This window comes from Spirillospora sp. CA-294931 (assembly GCF_050946795.1).
Taxonomy (GTDB): domain Bacteria; phylum Actinomycetota; class Actinomycetes; order Streptosporangiales; family Streptosporangiaceae; genus Spirillospora.
The window spans coordinates 1,346,541-1,367,698 of the sequence record NZ_CP192006.1; the positions used below are offsets into that span (position 1 = coordinate 1,346,541).

The 21,158-nt window shown below is 69.5% G+C and carries 20 protein-coding genes, 1 tRNA gene and 1 pseudogene; 13 read left to right on the plus strand and 9 right to left on the minus strand.

Features of this window, described 5'->3' with window-relative positions:
* Positions 1 to 311: 311 nt before the first annotated feature.
* On the plus strand, positions 312 to 2,147 hold the full coding sequence (locus ACQPY4_RS06355; RefSeq protein WP_433333399.1) for a DNA/RNA helicase domain-containing protein: 1,836 nt from the start codon (positions 312 to 314) through the stop codon (positions 2,145 to 2,147).
* A 596-nt stretch (positions 2,148 to 2,743) separates the two neighbouring features.
* Here ACQPY4_RS06355 and mscL read toward each other — a convergent pair.
* The 4 genes from mscL to ACQPY4_RS06375 all read right to left on the minus strand — a co-directional run bounded on the left by mscL (position 2,744) and on the right by ACQPY4_RS06375 (position 6,955).
* The gene (gene mscL, locus ACQPY4_RS06360; protein ID WP_433333401.1) at positions 2,744 to 3,145 is read right to left on the minus strand and encodes a large conductance mechanosensitive channel protein MscL; all 402 of its coding nucleotides are present in this window, start codon (positions 3,143 to 3,145) and stop codon (positions 2,744 to 2,746) included.
* A 49-nt stretch (positions 3,146 to 3,194) separates the two neighbouring features.
* Positions 3,195 to 3,749, minus strand: coding sequence for an SAF domain-containing protein (locus tag ACQPY4_RS06365; protein WP_433333403.1), 555 nt, complete (start codon positions 3,747 to 3,749; stop codon positions 3,195 to 3,197).
* Positions 3,750 to 3,818: 69 nt separating this feature from the next.
* Positions 3,819 to 4,640 carry an S-methyl-5'-thioadenosine phosphorylase gene (locus tag ACQPY4_RS06370; RefSeq protein WP_433333405.1) on the minus strand — a complete coding sequence of 274 codons (822 nt, stop codon included), beginning with the start codon at positions 4,638 to 4,640 and terminating at the stop codon, positions 3,819 to 3,821.
* 182 nt (positions 4,641 to 4,822) lie between these two features.
* Positions 4,823 to 6,955 carry an MMPL family transporter gene (locus ACQPY4_RS06375; RefSeq protein WP_433333407.1) on the minus strand — a complete coding sequence of 711 codons (2,133 nt, stop codon included), beginning with the start codon at positions 6,953 to 6,955 and terminating at the stop codon, positions 4,823 to 4,825.
* 335 nt (positions 6,956 to 7,290) lie between these two features.
* Here ACQPY4_RS06375 and narJ point away from each other — a divergent pair, with 335 nt between their 5' ends.
* Positions 7,291 to 8,064, plus strand: coding sequence for a nitrate reductase molybdenum cofactor assembly chaperone (gene narJ / locus ACQPY4_RS06380; protein ID WP_433333409.1), 774 nt, complete (start codon positions 7,291 to 7,293; stop codon positions 8,062 to 8,064).
* Positions 8,065 to 8,126: 62 nt separating this feature from the next.
* On the opposite strand, the pseudogene ACQPY4_RS06385 reads toward narJ, so the two are convergent.
* From ACQPY4_RS06385 to ACQPY4_RS06395, 3 genes and pseudogenes are all read right to left on the minus strand, one after another.
* Positions 8,127 to 8,423, minus strand: a pseudogene (locus tag ACQPY4_RS06385) (FmdB family zinc ribbon protein); the annotation flags it as partial.
* A 157-nt stretch (positions 8,424 to 8,580) separates the two neighbouring features.
* On the minus strand, positions 8,581 to 10,065 hold the full coding sequence (locus tag ACQPY4_RS06390) for a potassium/proton antiporter (protein WP_433333411.1): 1,485 nt from the start codon (positions 10,063 to 10,065) through the stop codon (positions 8,581 to 8,583).
* 105 nt (positions 10,066 to 10,170) lie between these two features.
* The gene (locus ACQPY4_RS06395) at positions 10,171 to 10,752 is read right to left on the minus strand and encodes a 5-formyltetrahydrofolate cyclo-ligase (protein ID WP_433333413.1); all 582 of its coding nucleotides are present in this window, start codon (positions 10,750 to 10,752) and stop codon (positions 10,171 to 10,173) included.
* Positions 10,753 to 10,785: 33 nt separating this feature from the next.
* Here ACQPY4_RS06395 and galU point away from each other — a divergent pair, with 33 nt between their 5' ends.
* Genes galU through ACQPY4_RS06415 form a run of 4 tightly spaced genes read left to right on the plus strand, consistent with a single transcriptional unit; the run spans position 10,786 to position 13,907 of the window.
* Complete coding sequence (gene galU, locus ACQPY4_RS06400) at positions 10,786 to 11,694, plus strand: UTP--glucose-1-phosphate uridylyltransferase GalU (protein WP_433333415.1); 909 nt, start codon at positions 10,786 to 10,788, stop codon at positions 11,692 to 11,694.
* 43 nt (positions 11,695 to 11,737) lie between these two features.
* A complete protein-coding gene (glp, locus tag ACQPY4_RS06405) occupies positions 11,738 to 12,946 on the plus strand; it encodes a molybdotransferase-like divisome protein Glp (RefSeq protein ID WP_433333417.1) in 1,209 nt (402 codons plus the stop codon).
* Between the two features lie 5 nt (positions 12,947 to 12,951).
* Positions 12,952 to 13,428 (plus strand): cyclic pyranopterin monophosphate synthase MoaC, encoded by a 477-nt coding sequence (gene moaC / locus ACQPY4_RS06410; RefSeq protein ID WP_433338824.1) that lies wholly within the window; start codon positions 12,952 to 12,954, stop codon positions 13,426 to 13,428.
* An 8-nt stretch (positions 13,429 to 13,436) separates the two neighbouring features.
* Entirely contained in the window at positions 13,437 to 13,907 is a 471-nt protein-coding gene (locus tag ACQPY4_RS06415; protein WP_433333419.1) for a MogA/MoaB family molybdenum cofactor biosynthesis protein, read from the plus strand.
* Between the two features lie 73 nt (positions 13,908 to 13,980).
* On the opposite strand, the gene ACQPY4_RS06420 is transcribed toward ACQPY4_RS06415, so the two are convergent.
* Positions 13,981 to 14,766 (minus strand): DeoR/GlpR family DNA-binding transcription regulator, encoded by a 786-nt coding sequence (locus ACQPY4_RS06420; protein WP_433333421.1) that lies wholly within the window; start codon positions 14,764 to 14,766, stop codon positions 13,981 to 13,983.
* Between the two features lie 155 nt (positions 14,767 to 14,921).
* Between ACQPY4_RS06420 and ACQPY4_RS06425 the strand changes: the two genes are divergently transcribed.
* The 7 genes from ACQPY4_RS06425 to ACQPY4_RS06455 all read left to right on the plus strand — a co-directional run bounded on the left by ACQPY4_RS06425 (position 14,922) and on the right by ACQPY4_RS06455 (position 20,395).
* Positions 14,922 to 15,836: an SIS domain-containing protein gene (locus tag ACQPY4_RS06425; protein WP_433333423.1), complete on the plus strand. Its 915-nt coding sequence runs from the start codon at positions 14,922 to 14,924 to the stop codon at positions 15,834 to 15,836.
* Positions 15,837 to 15,896: 60 nt separating this feature from the next.
* Positions 15,897 to 17,057, plus strand: coding sequence for an N-acetylglucosamine-6-phosphate deacetylase (nagA, locus tag ACQPY4_RS06430; protein ID WP_433333425.1), 1,161 nt, complete (start codon positions 15,897 to 15,899; stop codon positions 17,055 to 17,057).
* 14 nt (positions 17,058 to 17,071) lie between these two features.
* The gene (locus ACQPY4_RS06435) at positions 17,072 to 17,989 is read left to right on the plus strand and encodes a 1-phosphofructokinase family hexose kinase (RefSeq protein ID WP_433333427.1); all 918 of its coding nucleotides are present in this window, start codon (positions 17,072 to 17,074) and stop codon (positions 17,987 to 17,989) included.
* Entirely contained in the window at positions 17,977 to 18,813 is an 837-nt protein-coding gene (locus ACQPY4_RS06440; RefSeq protein ID WP_433333429.1) for a class II fructose-bisphosphate aldolase, read from the plus strand. Before ACQPY4_RS06435 ends, ACQPY4_RS06440 begins: the two co-directional genes overlap by 13 nt.
* A gap of 79 nt (positions 18,814 to 18,892) precedes the next feature.
* Positions 18,893 to 19,516 (plus strand): GNAT family N-acetyltransferase, encoded by a 624-nt coding sequence (locus ACQPY4_RS06445; protein ID WP_433338826.1) that lies wholly within the window; start codon positions 18,893 to 18,895, stop codon positions 19,514 to 19,516.
* 209 nt (positions 19,517 to 19,725) lie between these two features.
* Positions 19,726 to 20,271: a divisome protein SepX/GlpR gene (gene sepX / locus ACQPY4_RS06450; protein ID WP_433333431.1), complete on the plus strand. Its 546-nt coding sequence runs from the start codon at positions 19,726 to 19,728 to the stop codon at positions 20,269 to 20,271.
* Between the two features lie 50 nt (positions 20,272 to 20,321).
* Positions 20,322 to 20,395, plus strand: a tRNA-Ala gene (locus ACQPY4_RS06455).
* A gap of 444 nt (positions 20,396 to 20,839) precedes the next feature.
* On the opposite strand, the gene ACQPY4_RS06460 is transcribed toward ACQPY4_RS06455, so the two are convergent.
* Complete coding sequence (locus ACQPY4_RS06460) at positions 20,840 to 21,109, minus strand: hypothetical protein (RefSeq protein ID WP_433333433.1); 270 nt, start codon at positions 21,107 to 21,109, stop codon at positions 20,840 to 20,842.
* Positions 21,110 to 21,158 lie beyond the last annotated feature (49 nt).

Consider the following 21,158-nt stretch of genomic DNA (forward strand, 5'->3'; position numbering starts at 1 on the left):
GGTTCTGCAAGTCGGATCGTTGGTGGGCTGGGAAAACTGGCGGGGAGGCGAGCCACTCAGGGAGGACGACGCGTTCATGGAGAGATACCGGGTGTTGGCCAGCGGTGTGTCCGAGGTGGCGACTAAGTTTGTGAATCCGACGTTTTGCTTGAACGTCGCCATTTCGTTCGCTGAGGAGGCTCCGTGGCTGTCGGCTCAGGTAACTCCCTCTTCGTCAGTGCTGTACTGGCATGACGTGGAACGCCCATGGTGCCGATCGCGGACAGCAGGATCATGCGGTAGATGAGGTTCCTTGCGTCTGGCGAGGCCGAGTGGCCGATCTGGCTCAGAGGCTGGACACCCCAGGGTTTCTCGCCGGTTGCGCGCAGCGTTACCAGACGATCACGTTCAGGGCGGTCGACGAGCCCGAGTACCGCAGTTGGCGGCACAGCTGGCCAGCGATGGTCGACGCGCTGCTACGAGCGGGCCTCGGGCAGATGCAGATCTACCTGGAGTTCGCCAGCCCCGGCGGAGCCGGTCGTATCGACGCCCTTCTGCTGGGCCGCACCGCGGCTGGTGTGCCGGCACTCGTAGTTATCGAGTTGAAGCAGTGGACCTCCGTCGAGATCCTTTCCAAGCTTCAGGTGCGACTGCCCAATGGTGTACAGGTTTCCCATCCGGTGGTTCAGGTGGATGGCTACCTTGCGTTCCTGCGGCAATGGTTCGAGGCTGGTGAACAGCCGCTGGTGGCTCGGGGGGTGGTGTTCCTGCACAACGCCACCAGCGCTCAACTTCAAGATCTACGAGCGGGTCGGCGGCAGGGACAGGCGGAAATCGCGCTTCTCAGCGGCGAAGATCTTGATTCTGAAGAATGCTCGGAAGAGGAACTGGCAGAGCGTCTGCTTTGCGTGGACCTTCAGCCTCCCGATGACCAGCAGGTTGCGGCATTCGAAAAGGTGCGCTGGGCTCCATCCCAGCGTTTGTTGGACAACGTGGCCGCCATGCTGGACGAGCAACAGACCTTCGTGCTCATCGGCGATCAGCAGAACGCGTTCCTGCGCATCTTGGACGCCGTCCAGCGCGCCATGGATCAGCGCGGCAGGGCCATCGTCATGGTCACCGGCGGTCCGGGAAGCGGTAAGACCATCATCGCCGCACGCCTGCTCGCTCGCCTGTTCCGGCATCCGGGAGTCAATGCGCGCTACCTCAGCCCGTCCGGCACGCTGATCAAACAGCTGAGCCGGGCGGCCAACACTCCAGCTGGCAGGGACCTGTTCCTTAACCCCGGAGCCATGCTCGCCCGGGCACTGGGTGGATCGCGGATGGCAATCCTGGACGAGGCACAACGTCTTCGAAGACTCCACAACGGAACGGGGCTCCTTCGCCAGATCATCGAGAGGGTCCCGGTTGTTGTGCTCTTCCTGGATGAGCGGCAGATCATCCGGCCTGCCGAAGGCATTACCGTCCACGAGATTCAGCAACTCGCGGCCTTGCAGGGCATCGAGCCTCATCATCTGTCGTTGAACGGGTGCTTCCGCTCCAACGGATCACGTGCTTACGCAACCTGGGTTGACGAGCTCCTCTACGAGACTCCGCGGCCCTGGACCGAGGGGGACTTCGACCTCGGCTTCGCCGAGGACCCCATCGAGCTTCAAGAGTGGATCGACCACCACACCGCAGGCAATTTCAGTGCGAGGACCACGGCAGGCTTCTGCTGGCCCTGGGCCCGCGATCAGTTCACGCTGCTGCCCGAGGTCAGCATCCAATGGACGGACCGTGCTGGGCACAAATGTTCCTGGCAAGCGCCCTGGAACGCTGACCAGGCCATCGGCGATCCGCCCATCGCACCACACCGCAACTTTTGGGCTACCGACCCCGGAGGTCACCGGCAGATCGGCTGTATTTATACCGCCCAGGGCCTGGAGTACGACTACGGAGGCGTCATCATCGGCCCCGACCTCGTCTACCGCGACGGAGGCTGGCTCGCTCAGCCGCATGAGAGCCACGACGGTCCAATGAGGAACCTTTCTCCCGATCAATACCTGCCGCTAGCGCTCAACACCTATCGCGTCCTGCTCACCCGAAGCACGCGTGGTATGCGCATCTACTCCACCGACCCGGAAACCAAGCACTTCCTCTCCGCTCTCATCCGAGGCCAGCAAGGTTGACCTTCCCCGGCTGCTCATCGCTGGAGGGGCGCTGCAGTGGCGGGAGTGGCTCTGGCGGCGCGGAGTGTAGGCGCCTGGATGTGAATGCCTGGGGCGAGTACGTCGCGTTCGGTTGATGGGGCTACGCGGTGTTGGGCGATCGGGCGGAGTTCCAGACCCTGCAGACAGGTTGGGACGCGTGCTTACGAGAGACGACAGGCGGGCGAAGTTGCGGAGTGCCCCGTTGTGGCGGGGTGGCGCGGGGTGCGTGGTGTGGGTGTGTCGCTTAGTGCTGCGGTAGTCCGCCGCGCTGTTCCGCCTCTGGTGTGCCGCGGCGGAGCGGGGTGGCGCAAAGTGAACCGGTGGTGCGGGGCGGGGTTGGGCAGGGGGTGATGCCGAGGAGCTAGGTGGTGGGGCTTTGGGGGCTGGGCTGTGGCGTCGTGCTGTTGTGCCCCGTTGGCCCGTTGGCCCGTTGGCCCGTTGGCCCGTTGGCCCGTTGGCCCGTTGGCCCGTTGGCCCGTTGGCCCGTTGCCTTGTTGCCGCGCTGTGGTGCGGGGGCTGGGTTTTCTGGGGTGGTGGCGTGGGGGCTGGGGTGGGGGCGTTTGGGTGGGGTGGAGTTAGACGGGGGCTGGGAGTTCTGTGGTGCAGAACTTGCAGCGGCGGGCGTGGATGGGGATGTCGCTGAGGCATTCGGGGCAGGGGTATTCGGTGGCTTCTTCGGCCTTGGTGAGGCGTTCCAGGAGGTGGGCCACCGGTAGGACGATGAAGAAGTAGACGACTGTGGCGACGATGAGGAAGGAGATCAGGGCTGTGACGAAGACGCCGTAGGGGAATCTGGTGCCGTTGATGCTGAAGGAGAGGCCGTTGTAGTCCTGTTTGCCGCCGATCAGGGCGACGAGGGGGGTGATGAAGGCGGTGACGAATGAGGTGACCAGGGCTCCGAAGGCGGCGCCGATGACGACCGCTACGGCCAGCTGGACCAGGTTGCCGCGGAGCAGGAACTGCTTGAAACCGCTCATGGGCTCCTCCTATGACACAGGGTGATTGCGGTGGAACAGAGGGACATTATCAAGGTCCCGTGAAGGATACAGAGAGCCGTGAGTCGGTGCCGGAGAGTGCCGCCGCTTGGGGGCGGTCGGTGGCGAGGACGATGAGGGCTCCGTCTTCGCCCTGTCTGAGCTGGGGGATCGCCAGGATCGGGACGGACGTCACGATGAGGCGGGCGCCCGCGAGGATGTCGACGCGGTCGCCGACGTGGAGGAGGCGGACGGCCCCGGCGTCGGAGATGCGGACCGGGGTCGCGACCTTTCCCGGTTGGTCGGCGAGCATTCGATCATTGGTCAGGCGGGCGTCGGTCAGGGGTTCGTTGCGGCGCATGGGGGCGGAGAGGGTGCGGCCGGTGGGGTTGCTGCGTAGCGCGCCTGCGGGGGTGGCCTCTGGGGGGAGGTTGATCGGGTGGAGGTCGGACGGGGTGAGGGTGCGCCCGGCGGGGAGGTCGCGGGCGGCGGCCAGGACGCGGGTGGAGGGTGGTGGCTCTGGGGCGAGGGTGAGGAGGGCGGCCAGGGCTCCTGTGGCGGCGAAGGTCGCCGCCAAGGGGCGTCGCCAGTGGGATAAGTGCTTCATGGAGTTCCAGGGGATTTGGAGCCGTCTAGGGCGGTTGGGTGGTGTGATGTCGCGGGCCTGGGGGTCTGTTTAGGGGAGCTCTCGGGGGAGCTTGATGCCGTCGAGGGTGTTGGGGCAGGGGCAGGTGCGGTCGGTGGGGGTGGCTCGGACCACGTCTGCGACCAGGGTGCGGAGGCGGCCGATGTTCTCGCCGAAGACGCGCAGGACCTCCTGCATGGTGACGCCCTCGCCCTCTTCGATTCCGGCGTCGAGGTCGGTGACCAGGCAGAGCGGGGTGTAGCAGAGCGCCAGTTCGCGGGCCAGGACGGCCTCGGGGTGGCCGGTCATGCCGACGAGGGTCCAGCCCTGGGCGGCGTACCACTGGGATTCGGCGCGGCTGGAGAAGCGGGGGCCCTCGATGACGACCAGGGTTCCGCCGTCCACCGGGTTCCAGGCGGCGGCCTTGTCGACGACGGTGCGGCGGCCGGTGGGGCAGTAGGGGTCGGAGAAGGAGACGTGGACGGCGCCGCCCTCGTCGTAGAAGGTCTGCGGGCGCCCGTAGGTGCGGTCGACGAGTTGGTCGGGGACGGCCAGCGTGCCGGGCCCGTATTCGGGAGTGAGGGAGCCGACGGCGCTGGGCGCGATGACCTGCCGGACGCCGAGGGAGCGCAGGGCCCAGAGGTTGGCGCGGTACGGGATCTTGTGCGGCGGGTAGCGATGGTCGCGGCCGTGGCGGGGCACGAAGGCGACCCTGCGGCCGTCGAGGTCGCCGACCGCGATCGGGTCGCTGGGCGGGCCGAAGGGCGTGTCGACCTGGACCTCTTCGAGGTCGTCCAGGAACGAGTAGAAGCCTGAGCCGCCGATGACGCCGATGTCGGCGGAGGGCTGCGAAGCGGAAGCCGATTTGGACATGGCGCCGAGGTTAGCCAGCCGGAGTGGTGGTCCGGGAGGCCGGGCGCGATCTGTGGATAACCTGCCCGCCCCGTCCGCCGTCTGTCGGTTGGCTCGCTGACGCGGTGGGCTACGCGAGTTCCGTGCGAATGGGGCGGCGGGCCCCTCCTGGTGGAGGGGCCCGCCTGGGTGTGGAGGAGTGGTTAGTGGACGGGGTCCAAGACCTTGTGCTGTTCGGGAGTGGGCTCGCTCTCCTTGGCCAGGCGGCTGGGGGTCCAGATCCGGCTGCCGATCTCGTAGGAGAGGGCCGGGAGGAGGAGCGAGCGGACGATGATGGTGTCCAGGAGGACGCCGAAGGCGACCACGAAGCCCATCTCGGCCATCGAGACCAGCGGGAGGGTGGCCAGGGCGGCGAAGGTGGCGGCCAGGACGAGGCCCGCCGAGGTGATGACGCCGCCGGTGACGGTGAGGCCGCGCAGGACGCCGCGGCGGGTGCCGAGCTTCTGCGATTCCTCGCGGACGCGGTGCATCAGGAAGATGTTGTAGTCCACGCCCAGGGCCACCAGGAAGATGAACGCCAGGAGCGGGAATCCCGCGTCGGTGCCTTCGAAGCCGAACAGGTGCTGGAAGATCAGCGCGCAGGCGCCCAGCGAGGCCAGGAAGGACAGGACGACCGTCGCCATCATCAGCAGTGGTGCGACCAGGGCCCGCAGGAGCGCGACCAGGATCAGGAAGACCACCGCGAGGACGATCGGGATGATGACCTTGTTGTCTCGGGAGGCGGCTCTGCTGGTGTCGAGGTTGGTCGCGGTGGTTCCGCCGACCTTGGCCTCGGCCCCCGGGACCCCGTGGACGGTGTCGCGTAGGCGGTCGATGGTCTCCTGGGCGGCCTTGCTGTCGGCCGCGTGGCGCAGGGTGGCCTCGTACTGGACGAGCCCGTTCGCGTTGACGGCGGGGCTGACCTCGGCGACACCCGGGGTGCGGCCGACCGCGGTGGCGACCTGGGTGGACGCCGACTGCTTGGCGATGATGACGGCCGGGGCTCCCGAGCCCGCCGGGTAGTGGCGGGAGACGGCCTCGGCGCCGACGATCGAGTCGGGCTTGTCGACGAACTGGCCGGCGTCGGAGAGGCCGTCGGCCTTGAGCGAGCCCAGGCCGAAGGTCAGGGCGACCAGGCCGACGGACGTCGCGGCCCACAGGATGCGGGGGTGCTTGCTGACCAGGCCGGCGATGCGCGACCAGATGCCGTGCTCGGCCTCGAACGCCTCGGGCTTGAGGTACTTCTCGTCGTAACGGGGGACCAGCGGCCAGAACAGCCAGCGTCCGAAGATCACCAGCAGGGCGGGCAGCAGGGTGGTCATGGCGGCCAGGGCGGTGATGACGCCGGCGCCGGCGACGGGGCCCATGCCCTTGGTGGAGTTCATCTCGGCGGCCAGCAGGCACAGGAGGCCGACGGCGACGGTGGCGGCGGAGGCGATGATGGCCGGGGCCGCGCGGTGCAGGGCGTAGGCCATGGCCTCGTGCCGGTCGGTGTGGCGGTGCAGCTCCTCGCGGTAGCGGGCGACCAGGAGCAGCGCGTAGTCGGTGGCGACGCCGAACACCAGGACGGTGAGGATTCCGCCGCTCTGGCCGTTCACGGTCAGGTCGGCGTGCTTGGCCAGCAGGTAGACGACGGCCTGGGCGAGGCCGAGCGCGAAGACCGCGCTGAGTACGGGGACGAACCACAGGGTGGGGCTGCGGTAGATGAGCAGCAGGAGGGCGATGACGACGATCCCGGCGGCCATCAGCAGGAAGCCGTCCAGGGTCTCGAAGACCTTGAACATGTCGGCGCCGGCGCCCGCGGGGCCGGTGACATGGGTGGTCAGTCCGGGAGGTCCGCGCTCGGCGATGTCACGCGCTTCGTCGACGGCCTTGCCGAGGTCGACGTCGGTCAGCGGCACCAGGCTCTGCAGGGCCTTGCCGTCCTTGGACGGAAACGGTCCCTTGGGCGCCTCGGCGCCGGGAAGCTTGGCGAACGCGGCGGTGTCGGCCTTGGCCTTGTTCTGGTCCGCCTCGGTGATCCCGCTGGAACGCTCGTAGACGATGACCGCGAGCATCGTCTCGTCCTTGCGGAACTGTTCCTGCAACTTGATGACCTGGGTCGATTCGGCACCGCTCGGCAGCCAGGCGGCCGCGTCGTTCTCCTCGACGTCGCCGAGCTTGCCGGCCAGCGGGCCGAGCGCGGCCAGCAGGACGATCCAGAAGGCCAGGACGGCCCATTTGGTCTTCCGGCCCGCGATGATCGCGGCAACCCGGTAACTCAGTGATCGGGGAGGTGGGGGATTCGGTGCGTTCATCGTCTTTCTCCCGTGTCGGTTCTCTAGGCTCAGTCGAGATATGTCTTAAGGTGACGGGCCTCAGAATGTCTCCGCTTCAGAGACTTGTCAAGTACTATCTCGATCGGCCCGCCCGTGCCGCTCGGAAGGAAAGACCCTCCTTGCTGCCGGTATTCATCGTCGTGGGACGGGGGGCGAGATCACGTCCTGCGAGGGAGGGCGATGTGGCTACCTCTCCAGGGGCACCGAATGACCGCTTACTACGTCTCAAGATGTAAGGGGGGCAGCTGCGGAGAGTGTTCGCATCGTTGCGTATTGTGCAGGCATTGTGATCGTCGGGGCCTTCAGGGGGAGACGTGGAGATCGTGGTCTGGCGGGCTGCGTCCTTGCTGCTCACCTTTCCTGACCAGCGCTTTTACGACCGGCGGCCGATGCTGCGCGCCGCGGTGGCCGACCTTCCGGCGGGGGCCGCGTCCAGGGGGCTGTCCGTCTTTCTCGATCATGTGGACCGCACGCCTCTGGTCGGCCTCGCCGCCCACTACGTCGAGGTGAGCCGCCGTTGCAGCCTCCACCTGACGTACTACCGAGGTCAGGACGAGCGGAGGAGGCGCGAGGCGCGAACGCGGCTTACCGACCTCTATCGGGTCGCCGACTGCGAGATGGTGGCCGACGAGCCGCCCGACTTCCTGCCGACGATGCTCGACTACGCGGCTCTATGCGCGGACGACTGGCTCCTGCTGGAACATCGCTCCGCACTGCACAGCCTGCACTCGGCACTGGTGGGGCAGGGGACGCCCTATGCCGCACCCGTCGGGGCTGTGTGCGACACGATCGGGGAAGGGCCCCGGGGCTGGGTGACGATCCGTCCCGGACAAGCCGAAAACCGGGGGGACGCGAGCGTCCCTCCGGTTCTCGTGCCGGGGACGGGCCCCGGCGAAAAGGATCAGGCGACCTTCTCCGAGGACGACGAGGAGGAGCTCGTCGAGCTGGAGGAGGTGCTGGAGCTGTCGCTGGAGCTCGAACTGGACGACTCCGACTTGGCCGGGCTCGTCGAGGAGTCCGAGCCGCCGTTGGACGAGCTGCCGACGGGCGTCGACGACTTGCCCGAGCCGCGGCTGTCGGTGCGGTAGAAGCCGCTGCCCTTGAAGATGATGCCCGCCGCGGAGAAGACCTTGCGGAGCCGGCCCGAGCAGGCCGGGCAATCGGTCAGCGCGTCATCGCTGAACTTCTGCACGACCTCCATGGGCTCGCCGCACTCGGTGCAAACGTACTGATACGTCGGCACGGTTCCTCCTTGCCGCCTCAGCCCGGCGGATCCGGGCTGGCACTCACTGAGACCGGGTGCTAATGCTACCCATGCATGCAACGGGATTGGTCGCCGGTCTGTTCCCGGGCGCTCGCCGCCCTGTCCTGCACCGGCCGTCCCACCTGCCCCGGACCTCGCCCTGATTCGTCCACTCCAGTGTTTCCGGCCCCCACGTTCCCTCATCCACCGCGACAGAGCCCGGCAGCCCGTCCCGCCGATGTGCGCGCGCCCGCCCGTCGTGCTCGTTTCCGCGAGCGCCCTGTCCTGCTCGTTTCCGCGAGCGCCCTGTCGTGCCGGTTTCCGCGAGCGCTCCGTCGTGCTCGTTTCCGCGAGTGCGGCGTCATGCGCCGGTCTCGCCGAACCAGCCCGCCAGCTTGCCGCGGCGGCTGACCGCTCGGAGCCGGCGTTCGGCGGTTTCGCGGACGGCCTCGGTGGCCACCACGAGCAGGGTGTCGCCGGCGCGGAGGGCGGTCGTCTTTTCGGGGACGAAGCTCTCGCCGTCCCGCACCACGAGGGTGATCGAGGCGCCCTGGGGGAGCCGCAGCTCGAAGATCTCCACGCCGTTGAGGCGGGAGTCGTTCGGGACGCGGACCTCCAGCAGGTCCGCGTGCAGCGCCTCCAGGGGCGCGGCCTCCACGTCCAGTTCGCGGGCCTGGTCGTCGCTCGACAGGCGGCACCAGCGGGCCACCAGGGGCAGGGTCGGCCCCTGGAGCAGCGTGAACACCACCACGATGTTGAACACGATCGCGAACAGCGTGTCGGCACCCGGGACCTCCTCCACCATGGGGATGGTGGCCAGGACGATGGGCACCGCGCCCCGTAGGCCCGCCCAGGACGCGAACGCCTTCTCGCCCCACGTCATCTTGAAGCCCATCGTCGCCAGCGCCATCGAGACCGGACGCGCGACCAGCAGCAGGACGAATCCGACGATCAGGGCCGGGATGATCTGGTCGGGGAGGTCCCCGGGGGACGCCAGCAGGCCCAGCATGATGAAGAGCCCGATCTGGGCGAGCCACCCGATGCCTTCGGCGAAGCCGCGCGTGGCGGGTCCGTGCGGGAGGCGGGAATTGCCCAGGACGACTGCGCTCACGTACACGGCGAGGAATCCGCTGGCGTGCAACATGGTCGCGGCCCCGTATGCGCCGACCGAAAGGGACAGCACCGCGATCGGGTAGAGGCCGGACGCCGGGAGCGCCACATGGCGCAGGGCGAACGCTCCAAGCCACGCGATGAGGAAGCCGAGCAGGCCGCCCGCGACCAGTTCGTAGGTCATCAGGGCGAGCAGGGCGAAGATGTTGGGCGGGTCGGTGTTGACGCTGAGGGTGATCACGATGATCACGACGGGGGCGTCGTTGATGCCGGACTCGGCTTCCAGCAGGCCCATCAGCCGCTGTGGAAGTGGCAGCCGGCGCAGCACGGAGAAGACGGCGGCCGCGTCCGTGGGGGCCAGGACGGCCGCCAGCAGGAAGGCCAGGCGCCAGTCCATGTCCAGCAGCCACATGGTTGCCATCGCCACGATGACGACGCTGATCAGCGTCCCGATGATGGACACCGACAGCGCGGCGGGCATGGCCGGGCGCACATGGCGCCAGTTGGTGGTGACGCCGCCCTCGGCCAGGATCAGGACGAGCGCCGCCAGCCCGAGGGTCTCGGCGACCTTCGCGTCGTCGAATTCGATGTGGAACGGGCCCGCCTCCCCCAGAAGGAGGCCCAGCCCCATATACGCCAGCAGCGTGGGCAGCCCGGCGCCATGCGACAGCCGCACCGCGATGATCGCCGAGAGTACGAGGGTCGCTCCGATGAGTAGCCACAGATCGAGGTGCACATCCCACCCTTCGAGGTAGCGTTAGGAGATCGTTAAGAGATCCTACAGATGCGTGCATCTCTCACATATCGCAGGCGCGCGGCCACGCCCCTCGAACCCCCGGAATCAGGGCAGGCGCACCAGCCCCTCGGACGGCGTGGCGGCGGCCCGGACGCGCTGGTCGTGGGCCTCGGCGGGCAGCTCGTCCACGAGCTCCCCGTCGTACAGCAGGGCGGCGGTGAGGATAGCGGGGCCGACCCGGGCGAGGGCGCGGTCGTAGGAGCCGCCGCCGCGTCCCAGCCTCATGCCCGTCCTGTCGGCCGCCAGCGCCGGGACCAGCACCACGTCCGCGCTGGCCACGGCCCCGGGGCCGCGCGGCGGCTCGGTCGGTTCCAGCAGGCCGCGCGGCCCGGGTGCCAGCGAGTCGGGGCCTTCGTAGGACGCCCAGTCGAGATCGCCGTCCGGCAGGAGACGGGGCAGCAGGACGTACGCGCCCCGCTTCCACAGCGCGAACAGCAGCCCCCGGGTGTCGGGTTCGGAGCCGATCGAAACGTAGGCCGCGACCGTTCCCGCCATCTGCGTCTCGGGTGCCGACAGCAGCGCGTCGCGCAGCGATCTGGACGCCGCCGAACGCGCTTCAGCGTCCATTGCCGCCCGCTTCACCAGGAGTTCCTCGCGTAGGAGGCGTTTCGATTCGATGTCATGCACGGTGTGGTCCCTGTCGATGACTAAGGTCTCTTCATGGCTGACTACCAACCCGTTCTCAAGGCGGTCGTCCCCGCGGCCGGCCTCGGTACCCGATTCTTGCCCGCCACCAAGGCGACGCCCAAGGAAATGCTTCCCGTCGTCGACAAACCGGCGATCCAGTACGTCGTCGAGGAGGCCGTCAGCGCCGGCCTCCACGACGTTTTGATGATCACGGGCCGCAGCAAGCGGTCCATCGAGGACCACTTCGACCGCGCGTACGAGCTCGAAGAGGCCCTGCGCGCCAAGGGCGACGAGCAGCGCCTCGCGGCCGTCCGCGAGTCCAGCGACCTTGCCACCATGCACTACGTCCGGCAGGGAGACCCGCGCGGCCTGGGTCACGCCGTCCATTGTGCCCGGGGGCACGTGGGCAACGAGCCGTTCGCGGTGCTGCTCGGCGACGACATGATCGACGCCCGCGACAAGCTGCTCACCCGCATGATCGAGGTGCGGCAGCGATACGGGGGCAGCGTGGTGGCCCTCCAGGAGGTCGCGCCCGACCAGGTCTCGTCCTACGGCTGCGCCGCGATCACCGGCACCGACGAGGACGACGTGGTGCGCATCACCGACCTGGTCGAGAAGCCCTCGGTCGAGGAGGCGCCCAGCAACTGGATCATCATCGGCCGCTACGTCTGCGACCCGGCGGTGTTCGACGTTCTGGAGAAGACCCCGCCCGGCCGCGGCGGCGAGATCCAGCTGACCGACGCGCTGCGCACGCTGGCCGACACGCCCGCCGAGGAGGGCGGCGGTGTCTACGGCGTGAAGTTCCGGGGACGCCGTTACGACACGGGCAACAAGCTGGAATACCTGCGCACTGTGGTGCAGTTCGCGTCCGAGCGCGACGATCTGGCCCCCGAGTTCATGCCGTGGCTGCGCGAGTTCGTGGCGCGGCACGACGCGTCATAGGCGCGTAGGAGGGCCGGCACGCGAGACACTGCTCTGTGTGGGCATGAGAACGGTCGACCAGCACCTCGCGGAGATCCTCGGCGCGGTGCCGTTGCTGCCGCCGCTGGAACTGAAGTTGCTTGAGGCAGAGGGGGGCGTCCTCGCCGAACCGGTGGCGGCACCGGTTCCCCTCCCTCCCTTCGATAACTCCGCCATGGACGGGTACGCGGTGGTCGCGTCCGACGTGGCCGGGGCCACCGAGGCCGATCCGGTGGCACTCCCGGTCATCGGTGATATCGCCGCGGGCGACTCGGGAGTTACGGCGATCAGGCCGGGGCTGACGGCGCGCATCATGACCGGGGCCCCGCTCCCCGGGGGCGCGGACGCGGTCATCCCCGTCGAGTGGACGGACGGCGGCACGGCCAACGTCCTGATCACGCGCCCGGCCCCGTCCGGGCACTACATCCGCCGCGCGGGCGAGGACGTCGTCGCGGGTCAGGTCGTGGCCGCCGAAGGCACCCGTTTGGGCGCCGCGCAGCTCGGGATGCTCGCGTCCTGCGGACGCTCGCGCGTGCACGTCCGGCCCAAACCGCGCGTCGTGGTGCTCTCTACGGGCAACGAACTGCGCGAACCGGGCAGCGAGCTGTCGCCCGGCCAGATCTGGGACTCCAACAGCTTCATGCTGACCGCCGCCGTCGCCGAGGCGGGCGGGGTCGGGTACCGGCAGGCCACGGTCGGGGACGAACCCGATCGGGTGATGGAGACGCTCGAAGACCAGCTCATGCGGGCCGACGCGCTGATCACCTCGGGCGGGGTGTCGATGGGCGCCCGCGACGTGGTCAAGGAGGTCCTCACCGGCGCCGGGACCGTGAAGTTCCACAAGGTCGCGATGCGTCCGGGCAAGCCGCAGGGCTTCGGGCTGCTGGAGGGCACCCCGATCTTCACGCTGCCGGGCAACCCGGTGAGCGCGTACGTCTCGTTCCAGGTCTTCGTGCGTCCCGCCCTGCGCGCGATGCAGGGCCTGCCACCCGACCCGCTGCCGACCGTCACCGCCGTCCTGGGCGCCGATCTCGCGTCCCCGGCCGGGCTGCGCCAGTATGTGCGGGGACGCCTCTCGTTCGGCGGCGGCGCCTACTCGGTCGTCCCGGCCGAGGGGCAGGGCTCGCACCAGCTCGGGTCGCTGTCGTCTGCGAATGCGCTGGTCGTCCTCCCCGAGGACGCCGAGAAGGTGCCCGCCGGTTCGCGGGTCGAGGTGTGGAGGTTGCCGTCGTGAGCGCCATGGGCTCGGAGTTCACCCATCTGGATTCCAAGGGCGCGGCCCGGATGGTGGACGTGTCGGCCAAGAACGTGTCCGCCCGCACCGCCGCCGCGTCGGGGTTCGTCCGGCTCTCGGCCGACTGCGTCGCGCTGCTGCGCGCGGGCGACGTCCCCAAGGGCGACGCGCTCGCGGTCGCCCGCATCGCCGGGATCATGGGGGCCAAGCGCACGCCCGACCTCGTCCCGCTGTGCCACCCGATCGCCCTGCACGGCGTCTCGGTCACGCTGACGATCGAGGACGACGGCGTGGCGATCGGCGCCACCGTCCGCACGGCCGACCGCACCGGGGTCGAGATGGAGGCCCTGACCTCGGTCATGGTCGCCGCGCTCGCGCTGATCGACATGGTCAAGGCCGTCGACCCCGCCGCCACGGTCACCGACGTCCGCGTCGAGGAGAAGACCGGCGGCAAGACCGGCGTCTGGCGGCGCGGCCAGTGATCAGGGCGATGGCCGTGACGGTGTCCAACCGCGCGGCGGCGGGCGTGTACGCCGACAAGTCCGGGCCCGTGCTGGTCGAGATGCTCGAAGACCTCGGCTGCCAGGTGCACGGCCCGGTGGTGATCCCCGACGGCGAACCGGTCGAGGGCGTCCTGCGGGACGCGGTCGAGGCGGGCTACGACCTCGTGGTGACGTCCGGCGGGACGGGCCTCACGCCGCTCGACCAGACCCCGGAGATGACCGCGCGCGTCCTGGACCGCGAGATCCCCGGGCTGGCCGAGGCGATCCGCCAGGAGGGACGCGACAAGGTGCCCGCCGCCGTCCTGTCCCGGGGGCTCGCCGGAACCGCGGGCAGCACGCTGATCGTCAACCTGCCCGGCTCCACCGGGGGCGTCCGCGACGGCATGACCGTCCTGGGCACCGTCCTGGACCACGCGATAGACCAGATCAACGGCGGCGACCACCCGCGCACCCACTGACCACCGCGACCACCCGCGCGCACGCGCGCACAGCTGGTCATCGCGGCCACCGTGCGTACAGTGGCTGTCGTGGTCAGCTGCGGATTACCTGGACGCCCGCCTCGGTGAACTCGCTGATGACGGCGTCGCTGACGGTGCCGTCGGTGACCAGGATGTCGATCTTGGCGGTGTCGCAGATCTTGGCGAAGGCGCGGCGGCCGACCTTGGAGCCGTCGGTGACGACCACGACCTGGTCGGCGCGCTCGGCCATCAGGCGGTTGACGTCGGCTTCGCCCTCGTTGTGACAGGTGGCGCCGTGCTCGATGTCGACGCCGTTGACGCCGAGGATGGCCACGTCCAGCGTGACGTGGTCGAAGATGCCGGTGGCCAGCGGGCCGGTGAGCTCGTAGGACTGGGGGCGCGGGACGCCGCCGGTGAGGACGATCTTCACATGGGGACGGACGGCCAGCTCGTTGCCGATGTTGAGCGCGTTGGTCACGATGGTGATCGCGGGGGTGGAGCCCTCGGCGTGCAGGTCGGCCCGGGTGGCCAGCACGCGGGCGACCTCGGACGTCGTGGTGCCGCCGTTCAGCCCGATGATCGACCCGGGCCGGGCGAGCTCGGCGGTGGCGGCGGCGATGCGCTGCTTCTCCGAGGCGTGGCGGGCGCTCTTGTAGCGCAGCGGGAGGTCGTAGCTGACACTCTGGGCGACCGCGCCTCCCCGGGTGCGGGTGAGCATCTGCTGCTGTGCGAGCTGGTCGAAGTCGCGGCGGATGGTGGCGGCGGACACCTCCATGCGCGTCGCCGCCTCCTCGACCGTCAGCTGCCCGGCGTCCGCGAGCAGTTCGAGCAGTGAGTTCCAGCGCTCATGCCGGGTCACAGCGTCCCCCTTCGCACACCCGTGCCAGCTTTGCGCACCGGTACGTCATCATGCGGTCAAGTCGCGTCAGTCTACCGTGAGCGCTTCTGTTCTTTTGTGCGCTATTTTGCTATAAAACAAGCACGAACGAGCGCGATACTGCAGGGGAGATGAACATGGCGAGCGCCCCCGAGGGCACCACAGGCCGGTACACCGAGGACGAGATCGCGAGCCAGCCCGGGCTCTGGGCGCGGGCCGCCGCGTCCGCGTCCGAGTTCGCCGGCGCGCTGCCCCGTCCCGGCGAGCGGGTCGCGGTGGTGGGCTGCGGGACGTCCTGGTTCATCGCCCAGTCCTACGCCGCGCTGCGCGAGGCCGCGGGCCACGGCGAGACCGACGCGTTCGCCGCCTCGGAGTTCCCGGCCGGACGCCGCTACGACCGCCTCCTCGGGCTGTCGCGCTCCGGCACCACCACCGAAGTGCTCGATTTGTTCGCGCAGGTCCGCGGCACGATGGCGACCTCGGCGATCACCGCCGACCCGAACACCCCGATCGTGGACGCCGTCGACGAGCTCGCCGTGATCGACTACGCCGACGAGCGGTCGGTCGTCCAGACCCGGTACGCCACCACGCAGCTCATGCTGCTGCGCGCCCACCTCGGCGAGGACCTGGCCAGCGCCATCGCCGACGCCGAGAAGGCGCTCACCGAGCCGCTGCCCGAGGCCGCGCTCGCCGCCGAGCAGATCACCTACCTCGGCCGGGGCTGGACGGTCGGGCTCGCCAACGAGGCCGCGCTGAAGATGCGCGAGGCCGCGCGGTTCTGGACCGAGTCCTACCCCGCCATGGACTACCGGCACGGCCCCATCAGCATCACCGGCCCCGGCCGCGCGGTCTGGATGTTCGGCGAGCCCCCGGCGGGTCTGACCGAGCAGGTCGCGGGCGTCGGCGGGACGATGGTCACCAGCACGCTCGACCCGTTGGCCGACCTGGTTCGGGCGCAGCGTGTCGCCGTCCAGGTCGCCCTCACCCGGGGGATGAACCCGGATGTACCGCACAACCTCACACGTTCGGTCATCCTCGACGCTGGACACTGATTCCGCCGTGACGAGAAGGGGGCCACGCATGACGCATACGGGTGGAAAGGGCAGCGGGGCATGACGACGCTGGTCAACGCGCGGCTCGTCCTGCCGGACCGGGTCGCCCGCGGGGGACTGCGGATCACCGCCGACGGCCGCATCGGCGAGATCTTCGCCTGGAACCCGCCCCCGGGGAACGACGACGTCGTCCTCGACCTCGCGGGGAACTACGTCGTCCCCGGGTTCGTCGACATCCACGTCCATGGCGGGGCGGGCGCGTCCTACCAGAGCGGGCGTGCCGAGGACGTCCGCAAGGCCGCCGGGTTCCACCTCGCGCACGGCACCACCACCACCCTGGCCAGCGTCGTGACGGGGCGTCCCGACGAGCTGCGCGACGCCGTCGCGGGCCTGGCCAGGCTCTGCGAGGACGGCGTCGTCGCCGGAATCCACCTCGAAGGCCCATACCTCGCGGGCACCCGGTGCGGCGCCCACGACCCCGATCTGCTCCGCGCCCCCGACGCGGGCGAGTTCCGGCGCCTGGTCGAACTCGGCCGGGGCCACCTTCGCATGATCACCCTCGCGCCCGAGCTGCCGGGCGGCCTCGACCTCGTCCGGCAGGCCGTCGACGCGGACGTGATCGCGGCCGTCGGCCACACCGAGGCCACCGCCGAGACCACCCGCGCCGCCTTCGACGCGGGCGCCCGCGTGGCGACGCACCTGTTCAACGCGATGCGTCCCGTCCACCACCGCGAGGGCGGCCCGATCACCACCGCGCTCAACGACCCCCGGGTCACCGTCGAGCTGATCAACGACGGCGTCCACGTGGACGCCGACGTCCTGCGTCTGGCCTTCGCGGCGTCAAGCGGACCGCTCGGCGCGAGCGGCGCCGACCGGGTCGCGCTGATCACCGACGCCATGGCGGCGGCCGGGATGGGCGACGGCGACTACCGCCTCGGCGGTCTGGACGTCCGCGTCGAGGACGGACGCGCGCTGCTCGCCGACGGTTCGTCCATCGCGGGCAGCACCATCACCATGGCCGAGGCGTTCCGCCGCACCGTCACCGAGGTCGGCGTCCCGATCGAGCGCGCGGCCCGCTCCGCCGCGCTCACGCCGTCCCGCGTCCTCGGCCTCGACGACCGCATCGGCTCCCTGGAGACCGCCAAGAACGCCGACCTCGTCGTCCTGGACGAAACCGACCTCTCGGTCGTCCGCGTCATGAAGAACGGCCACTGGCAGTGACCAGAGGCGGGGGCGTGATCCTCACGGTGACGTTGAACGCGGCGCTGGACGTGACCTATGAGCTTCCCGCTGTCGCGTGGCAGGGCTCCAATCGGGTGGCCGCCGTCAGAGAGCGCGCGGGTGGCAAGGGCGTCAATGTGGCGCGGGTCGCCGCCGCATTGGGCGCGCCCGTCATCGCGTCGGGGCTGCTGGGGGGCGACACGGGCAGCCTCATCCGCGCCGACCTCGACCAGGTGGGGCTCCAGCACTCCTTCAGCCCCGTCCAGGGCACCTCCAGGCGGACGCTGACCGTCGTGGAGACCGGGTCAGGCGAGGCGACGGTCTTCAACGAGTCGGGCCCCCGGGTGTCCGAGGCCGAGTGGACGGCGTTTCTCGCCCACTACCGGACGCTCCTCCCACAAGCCGAGGTCGTCGTCCTATCGGGGAGCCTCCCACCCGGGGTGCCTCCCAATGCCTATGCCGTCCTGGCGGGGGAGGCGTCGGTCCCCGTCATCATTGACGCGGACGGGGAGACGCTCACCCTTGGCGTCGCGGGACGTCCCGCCCTGGTGAAGCCGAACGCCGAGGAGCTCACCCGGGCCACGGGCGAAGCGTCCCCGCTCGCAGGCGCGCGCGCTCTGCAGGCATCCGGGGCTACCTCAGTGCTGGTATCCCTCGGCCCCGAAGGCATGCTCGCCGTCACCCCCGAAGGGGCCTGGCAGGCCGTCCCGCCGGCACCCGTATCGGGGAACCCGACCGGCGCGGGCGACTCGGCCGTAGCGGCGGCCGCCCGCGCTCTAAGCCGGGACGACTCCTGGCCAGACCTCCTCAGGCACGCCGTCGCCGTATCCGCCGCCGCCGTCGTCGCCCCGGTGGCGGGCGACTTCGACGCGCCCACCTACACCCGTCTGCTTCCAGAGATCAGCATCAAAGGAGTCCCATGCCCTTCGTAGCCACCGGTGAGATCGTCGCGCCCGCGGCGGCGTCCGGACGCGGCGCCGGCTCGTTCAACGTCATCCAGCTCGAACACGCCACCGCCATCGTGGCCGGAGCCGAGGCCGCCGGCGCGCCCGTCATCCTGCAGATCAGCGAGAACGCCGTCCGCTACCACGGTGCCGCCGCCCCGATCATCTCCGCGACGCTGGCCACCGCGCGCGCGGCGTCCGTCCCCGTCGCCGTGCACCTCGACCACGCCACCTCGGCCGACCTCGTCCGCGAGGCCGTCGACCTCGGGGTCGGCTCGGTCATGTTCGACGCCTCCACGCTCGCCTACGACGACAACGTCAAGGCCACCGCCGACGTCGTCGCCTGGTGCCACGAGCGCGGCGTATGGGTGGAGGCAGAGCTCGGTGAGGTCGGTGGCAAGGACGGCGTCCACGCCCCCGGGGCACGGACCCGTCCCGACGAGGCCGCCGCATACGTCGCCGCCACGGGCGTCGACGCGCTCGCCGTCGCCGTCGGCAGCTCCCACGCGATGCTGACCCGCGACGCCGTCCTCGACCTCGACCTGATCGCCGAACTCCGCGCCGCCGTGCCCGTCCCCCTGGTCCTGCACGGCTCCTCGGGAGTGCCGGACGCCACCCTCACCGCCGCCGTCGAACGCGGCATGACGAAGATCAACATCGCCACCCACCTCAACAAGGTCTTCACCGCCCAGGTCCGCAAAGCCCTTGAGGACGACCCGAAACTGGTCGACTCGCGCAAGTACCTCGCACCCGCCCGAACCGCCGTCGCGGCCGAGGTTGAACGCCTTCTGGGCGTCCTGCGTGCAATCTGACCTGCTCAAGAAGCAAGTTCTCGGCGACAATTGATGGCGTCCATACCTATCACCAGGGAATCATGGAGCCGTGGAACGGATGCGGGGATGGCCGGTCACCTTGACCGAAGGCCCTGTCGGGCTGCGCCCGCTGCGGCACCGTGACGCCGCCGTCTGGCGGGAACTGAGGGTCCGCAACGCCGAGTGGCTCCGTCCGTGGGAGCCCACCAACCCCGAGACGCCGCTGTTCCGCAGCGGCCTCGGGCCCTACCTGAGCATGGTGCACACCATGCGCCGCGAAGCCCGCCAGGGCCTGGCCCTCCCGTGGGTGGTCACCCACGAGGGCTCGTTCGCCGGCCAACTCACCATAGGCGCGATCGTGTGGGGATCCGCCCGCTCGGCCCAGATCGGCTACTGGGTCGACCGCCACGTCGCCGGGCGCGGCGTGATCCCCACCGCCGTCGCCCTCGCCGTCGATCATTGTTTCTTCACCGTCGGCCTGCACCGGGTCGAGGCGAATATCCGTCCCGAGAACGCCGCGAGCCGCCGAGTCGTGGAAAAACTCGGATTCCGGGAAGAAGGAATTCGCCGCCGCCATCTGCACATCGACGGCGCCTGGCGCGACCACATCTGCTACGCCCTGACCGTGGAGGACATCCCCGGCGGCCTGCGTTCCCGATGGCTCTCGTCGATCAAGCACGCCTCCCCGGGCGCCCCCTCCTGACATTCAGCCCAAACGCCCGTAAGAATCCTGCGTCCGAGAAGATTTGGCAAACAGAGAGTAACCGAGGCATCGATCTCGCGACACACCGCCCTTTATACTCGTCAACCTCTGACACCGGCTCGTACCGTGCGGGGCGTGACCCTGCTCCCAATGCACGTACGCGCGCCGAAAGTCGGCCCGCCGCTTCGTCGTGCCTTGGCGGTGGCCCCATGAGCAGTGCAGTTCTTTACCTGGCCATCGTCGCGGTCTGGGCCGTCGTCCTCGTCCCCATGTGGCTCCGCCGCGACAGCGAGGCGTCCGGCATCACCCGTCTCCTCGCCAAGCGCCCCAATGACGAGCTCGACGAAGAACCGGAGCAGGAACCCGAAGTCGACCTCGACCTCGAAACCGAGCCCGAGCCGGCCCCCCGCCGCCGCCACACCGGCCGAGCCGCCGTCATCGCCCGCCGCCGCCGCCGGACGTCCGGCCTCACGGCGCTCTTCCTGGCGTCCACCATCGTCATCGCCACCGGCCTGGCCCCCTGGTGGATCACCCTGCCCCCCTTCGCCCTCCTGGCAGGCCACCTGGCCCTCCTACGCGTCGCCGTGGGCATGGACGCCGCCCGCCAGGAAGAAGAACGCGCCGCCGCCGAAGCCGCAGCCGCCCAAGCCCCCGAACCCACCCCCGCCGCGCCCCAGGCCGAGATCATCGAACTCGTCACCCCCGAAGAGGTCTTCGACCAGTACGCCGACGACCGCCGCGCCGTAGGCGAGTGAATACCGATGCGCGAACACCCCGGAGAGTTTGCTAACCTAACGGAGTCCTCGGGGCTGTAGCGCAGTCCGGTAGCGCACCTCGTTCGCATCGAGGGGGTCAGGGGTTCAAATCCCCTCAGCTCCACACCGAAGACACAGCTCAAGGGCCCAATCGGAGATCACTCCAGCCGGGCCCTTGATCATTTGTCATCAGGCTGTCATCAAGACTCCCCGGCATCAGGTGACACTATCCGGCCAGGGCGGCTGAGCGCCTGGGCCGAAGCTGGCCGACCACAGCGGAGCCCAGGGTGAGCGCGGACACGGCTTCGCGGCAATCCGCTCGCCTCACAAGGAACCCCAGGGAAGTTCCGAACTACCAATGGCGTGATTTGTGAACTATCGCCAAATCGACCTCGTGTTCTTCTGATAACGCTTTGAGATAGACGCAGGTGATTACTGTGGCGCCCGCCTTCCGGGGGCGAGCGAGGATCGCAACGCCGGGAGCGTTGGCCACCACCGCAAGGCCCAGCAAGGTGGCGCCCGCTCTCACCGGCGGGCGAGGATCACCGCACTCAACCTGCGCCACGGCCTATCCGCCGCCGACGTCGCCGCCCGCGCCGCAGGTCATCTGCACGTCCTGCACGACCGACTCGCCGGTCACGGCATTGGCTGGCTGGAATCGCCCGCCTTCCAAACGCTCTTGTGAGGAGCCATGCCGATACGCGACTGCACGGTCATCACCGTCGAAAGGGCACATGCCAGCGGCAAGACCACGCTGGTCCACGCTCTCGCCAGCCACTATCGCTAACGCGGCATACATGTCTTGCACCGGTGAGCCAGCACGGGTCAGTCCGTTCATGGAAGAGATCGTCCTCCACGACATCGGCACCTTCGACGCGATCGCCGAA

Coding starts and splice junctions, on each gene's coding strand:
- moaC (WP_433338824.1), top strand. CDS start 12,952: ATGGGCTCGGAGTTCACCCATCTGGATTCCAAGGGCGCGGCCCGGATG.
- ACQPY4_RS06375 (WP_433333407.1), bottom strand. CDS start 6,955: ATGAACGCACCGAATCCCCCACCTCCCCGATCACTGAGTTACCGGGTT.
- mscL (WP_433333401.1), bottom strand. CDS start 3,145: ATGAGCGGTTTCAAGCAGTTCCTGCTCCGCGGCAACCTGGTCCAGCTG.
- galU (WP_433333415.1), top strand. CDS start 10,786: ATGGCTGACTACCAACCCGTTCTCAAGGCGGTCGTCCCCGCGGCCGGC.
- glp (WP_433333417.1), top strand. CDS start 11,738: ATGAGAACGGTCGACCAGCACCTCGCGGAGATCCTCGGCGCGGTGCCG.
- ACQPY4_RS06425 (WP_433333423.1), top strand. CDS start 14,922: ATGGCGAGCGCCCCCGAGGGCACCACAGGCCGGTACACCGAGGACGAG.
- ACQPY4_RS06370 (WP_433333405.1), bottom strand. CDS start 4,640: ATGTCCAAATCGGCTTCCGCTTCGCAGCCCTCCGCCGACATCGGCGTC.
- ACQPY4_RS06365 (WP_433333403.1), bottom strand. CDS start 3,749: ATGAAGCACTTATCCCACTGGCGACGCCCCTTGGCGGCGACCTTCGCC.
- ACQPY4_RS06460 (WP_433333433.1), bottom strand. CDS start 21,109: ATGAACGGACTGACCCGTGCTGGCTCACCGGTGCAAGACATGTATGCC.
- sepX (WP_433333431.1), top strand. CDS start 19,726: ATGAGCAGTGCAGTTCTTTACCTGGCCATCGTCGCGGTCTGGGCCGTC.
- ACQPY4_RS06440 (WP_433333429.1), top strand. CDS start 17,977: ATGCCCTTCGTAGCCACCGGTGAGATCGTCGCGCCCGCGGCGGCGTCC.
- ACQPY4_RS06415 (WP_433333419.1), top strand. CDS start 13,437: ATGGCCGTGACGGTGTCCAACCGCGCGGCGGCGGGCGTGTACGCCGAC.
- nagA (WP_433333425.1), top strand. CDS start 15,897: ATGACGACGCTGGTCAACGCGCGGCTCGTCCTGCCGGACCGGGTCGCC.
- ACQPY4_RS06445 (WP_433338826.1), top strand. CDS start 18,893: ATGCGGGGATGGCCGGTCACCTTGACCGAAGGCCCTGTCGGGCTGCGC.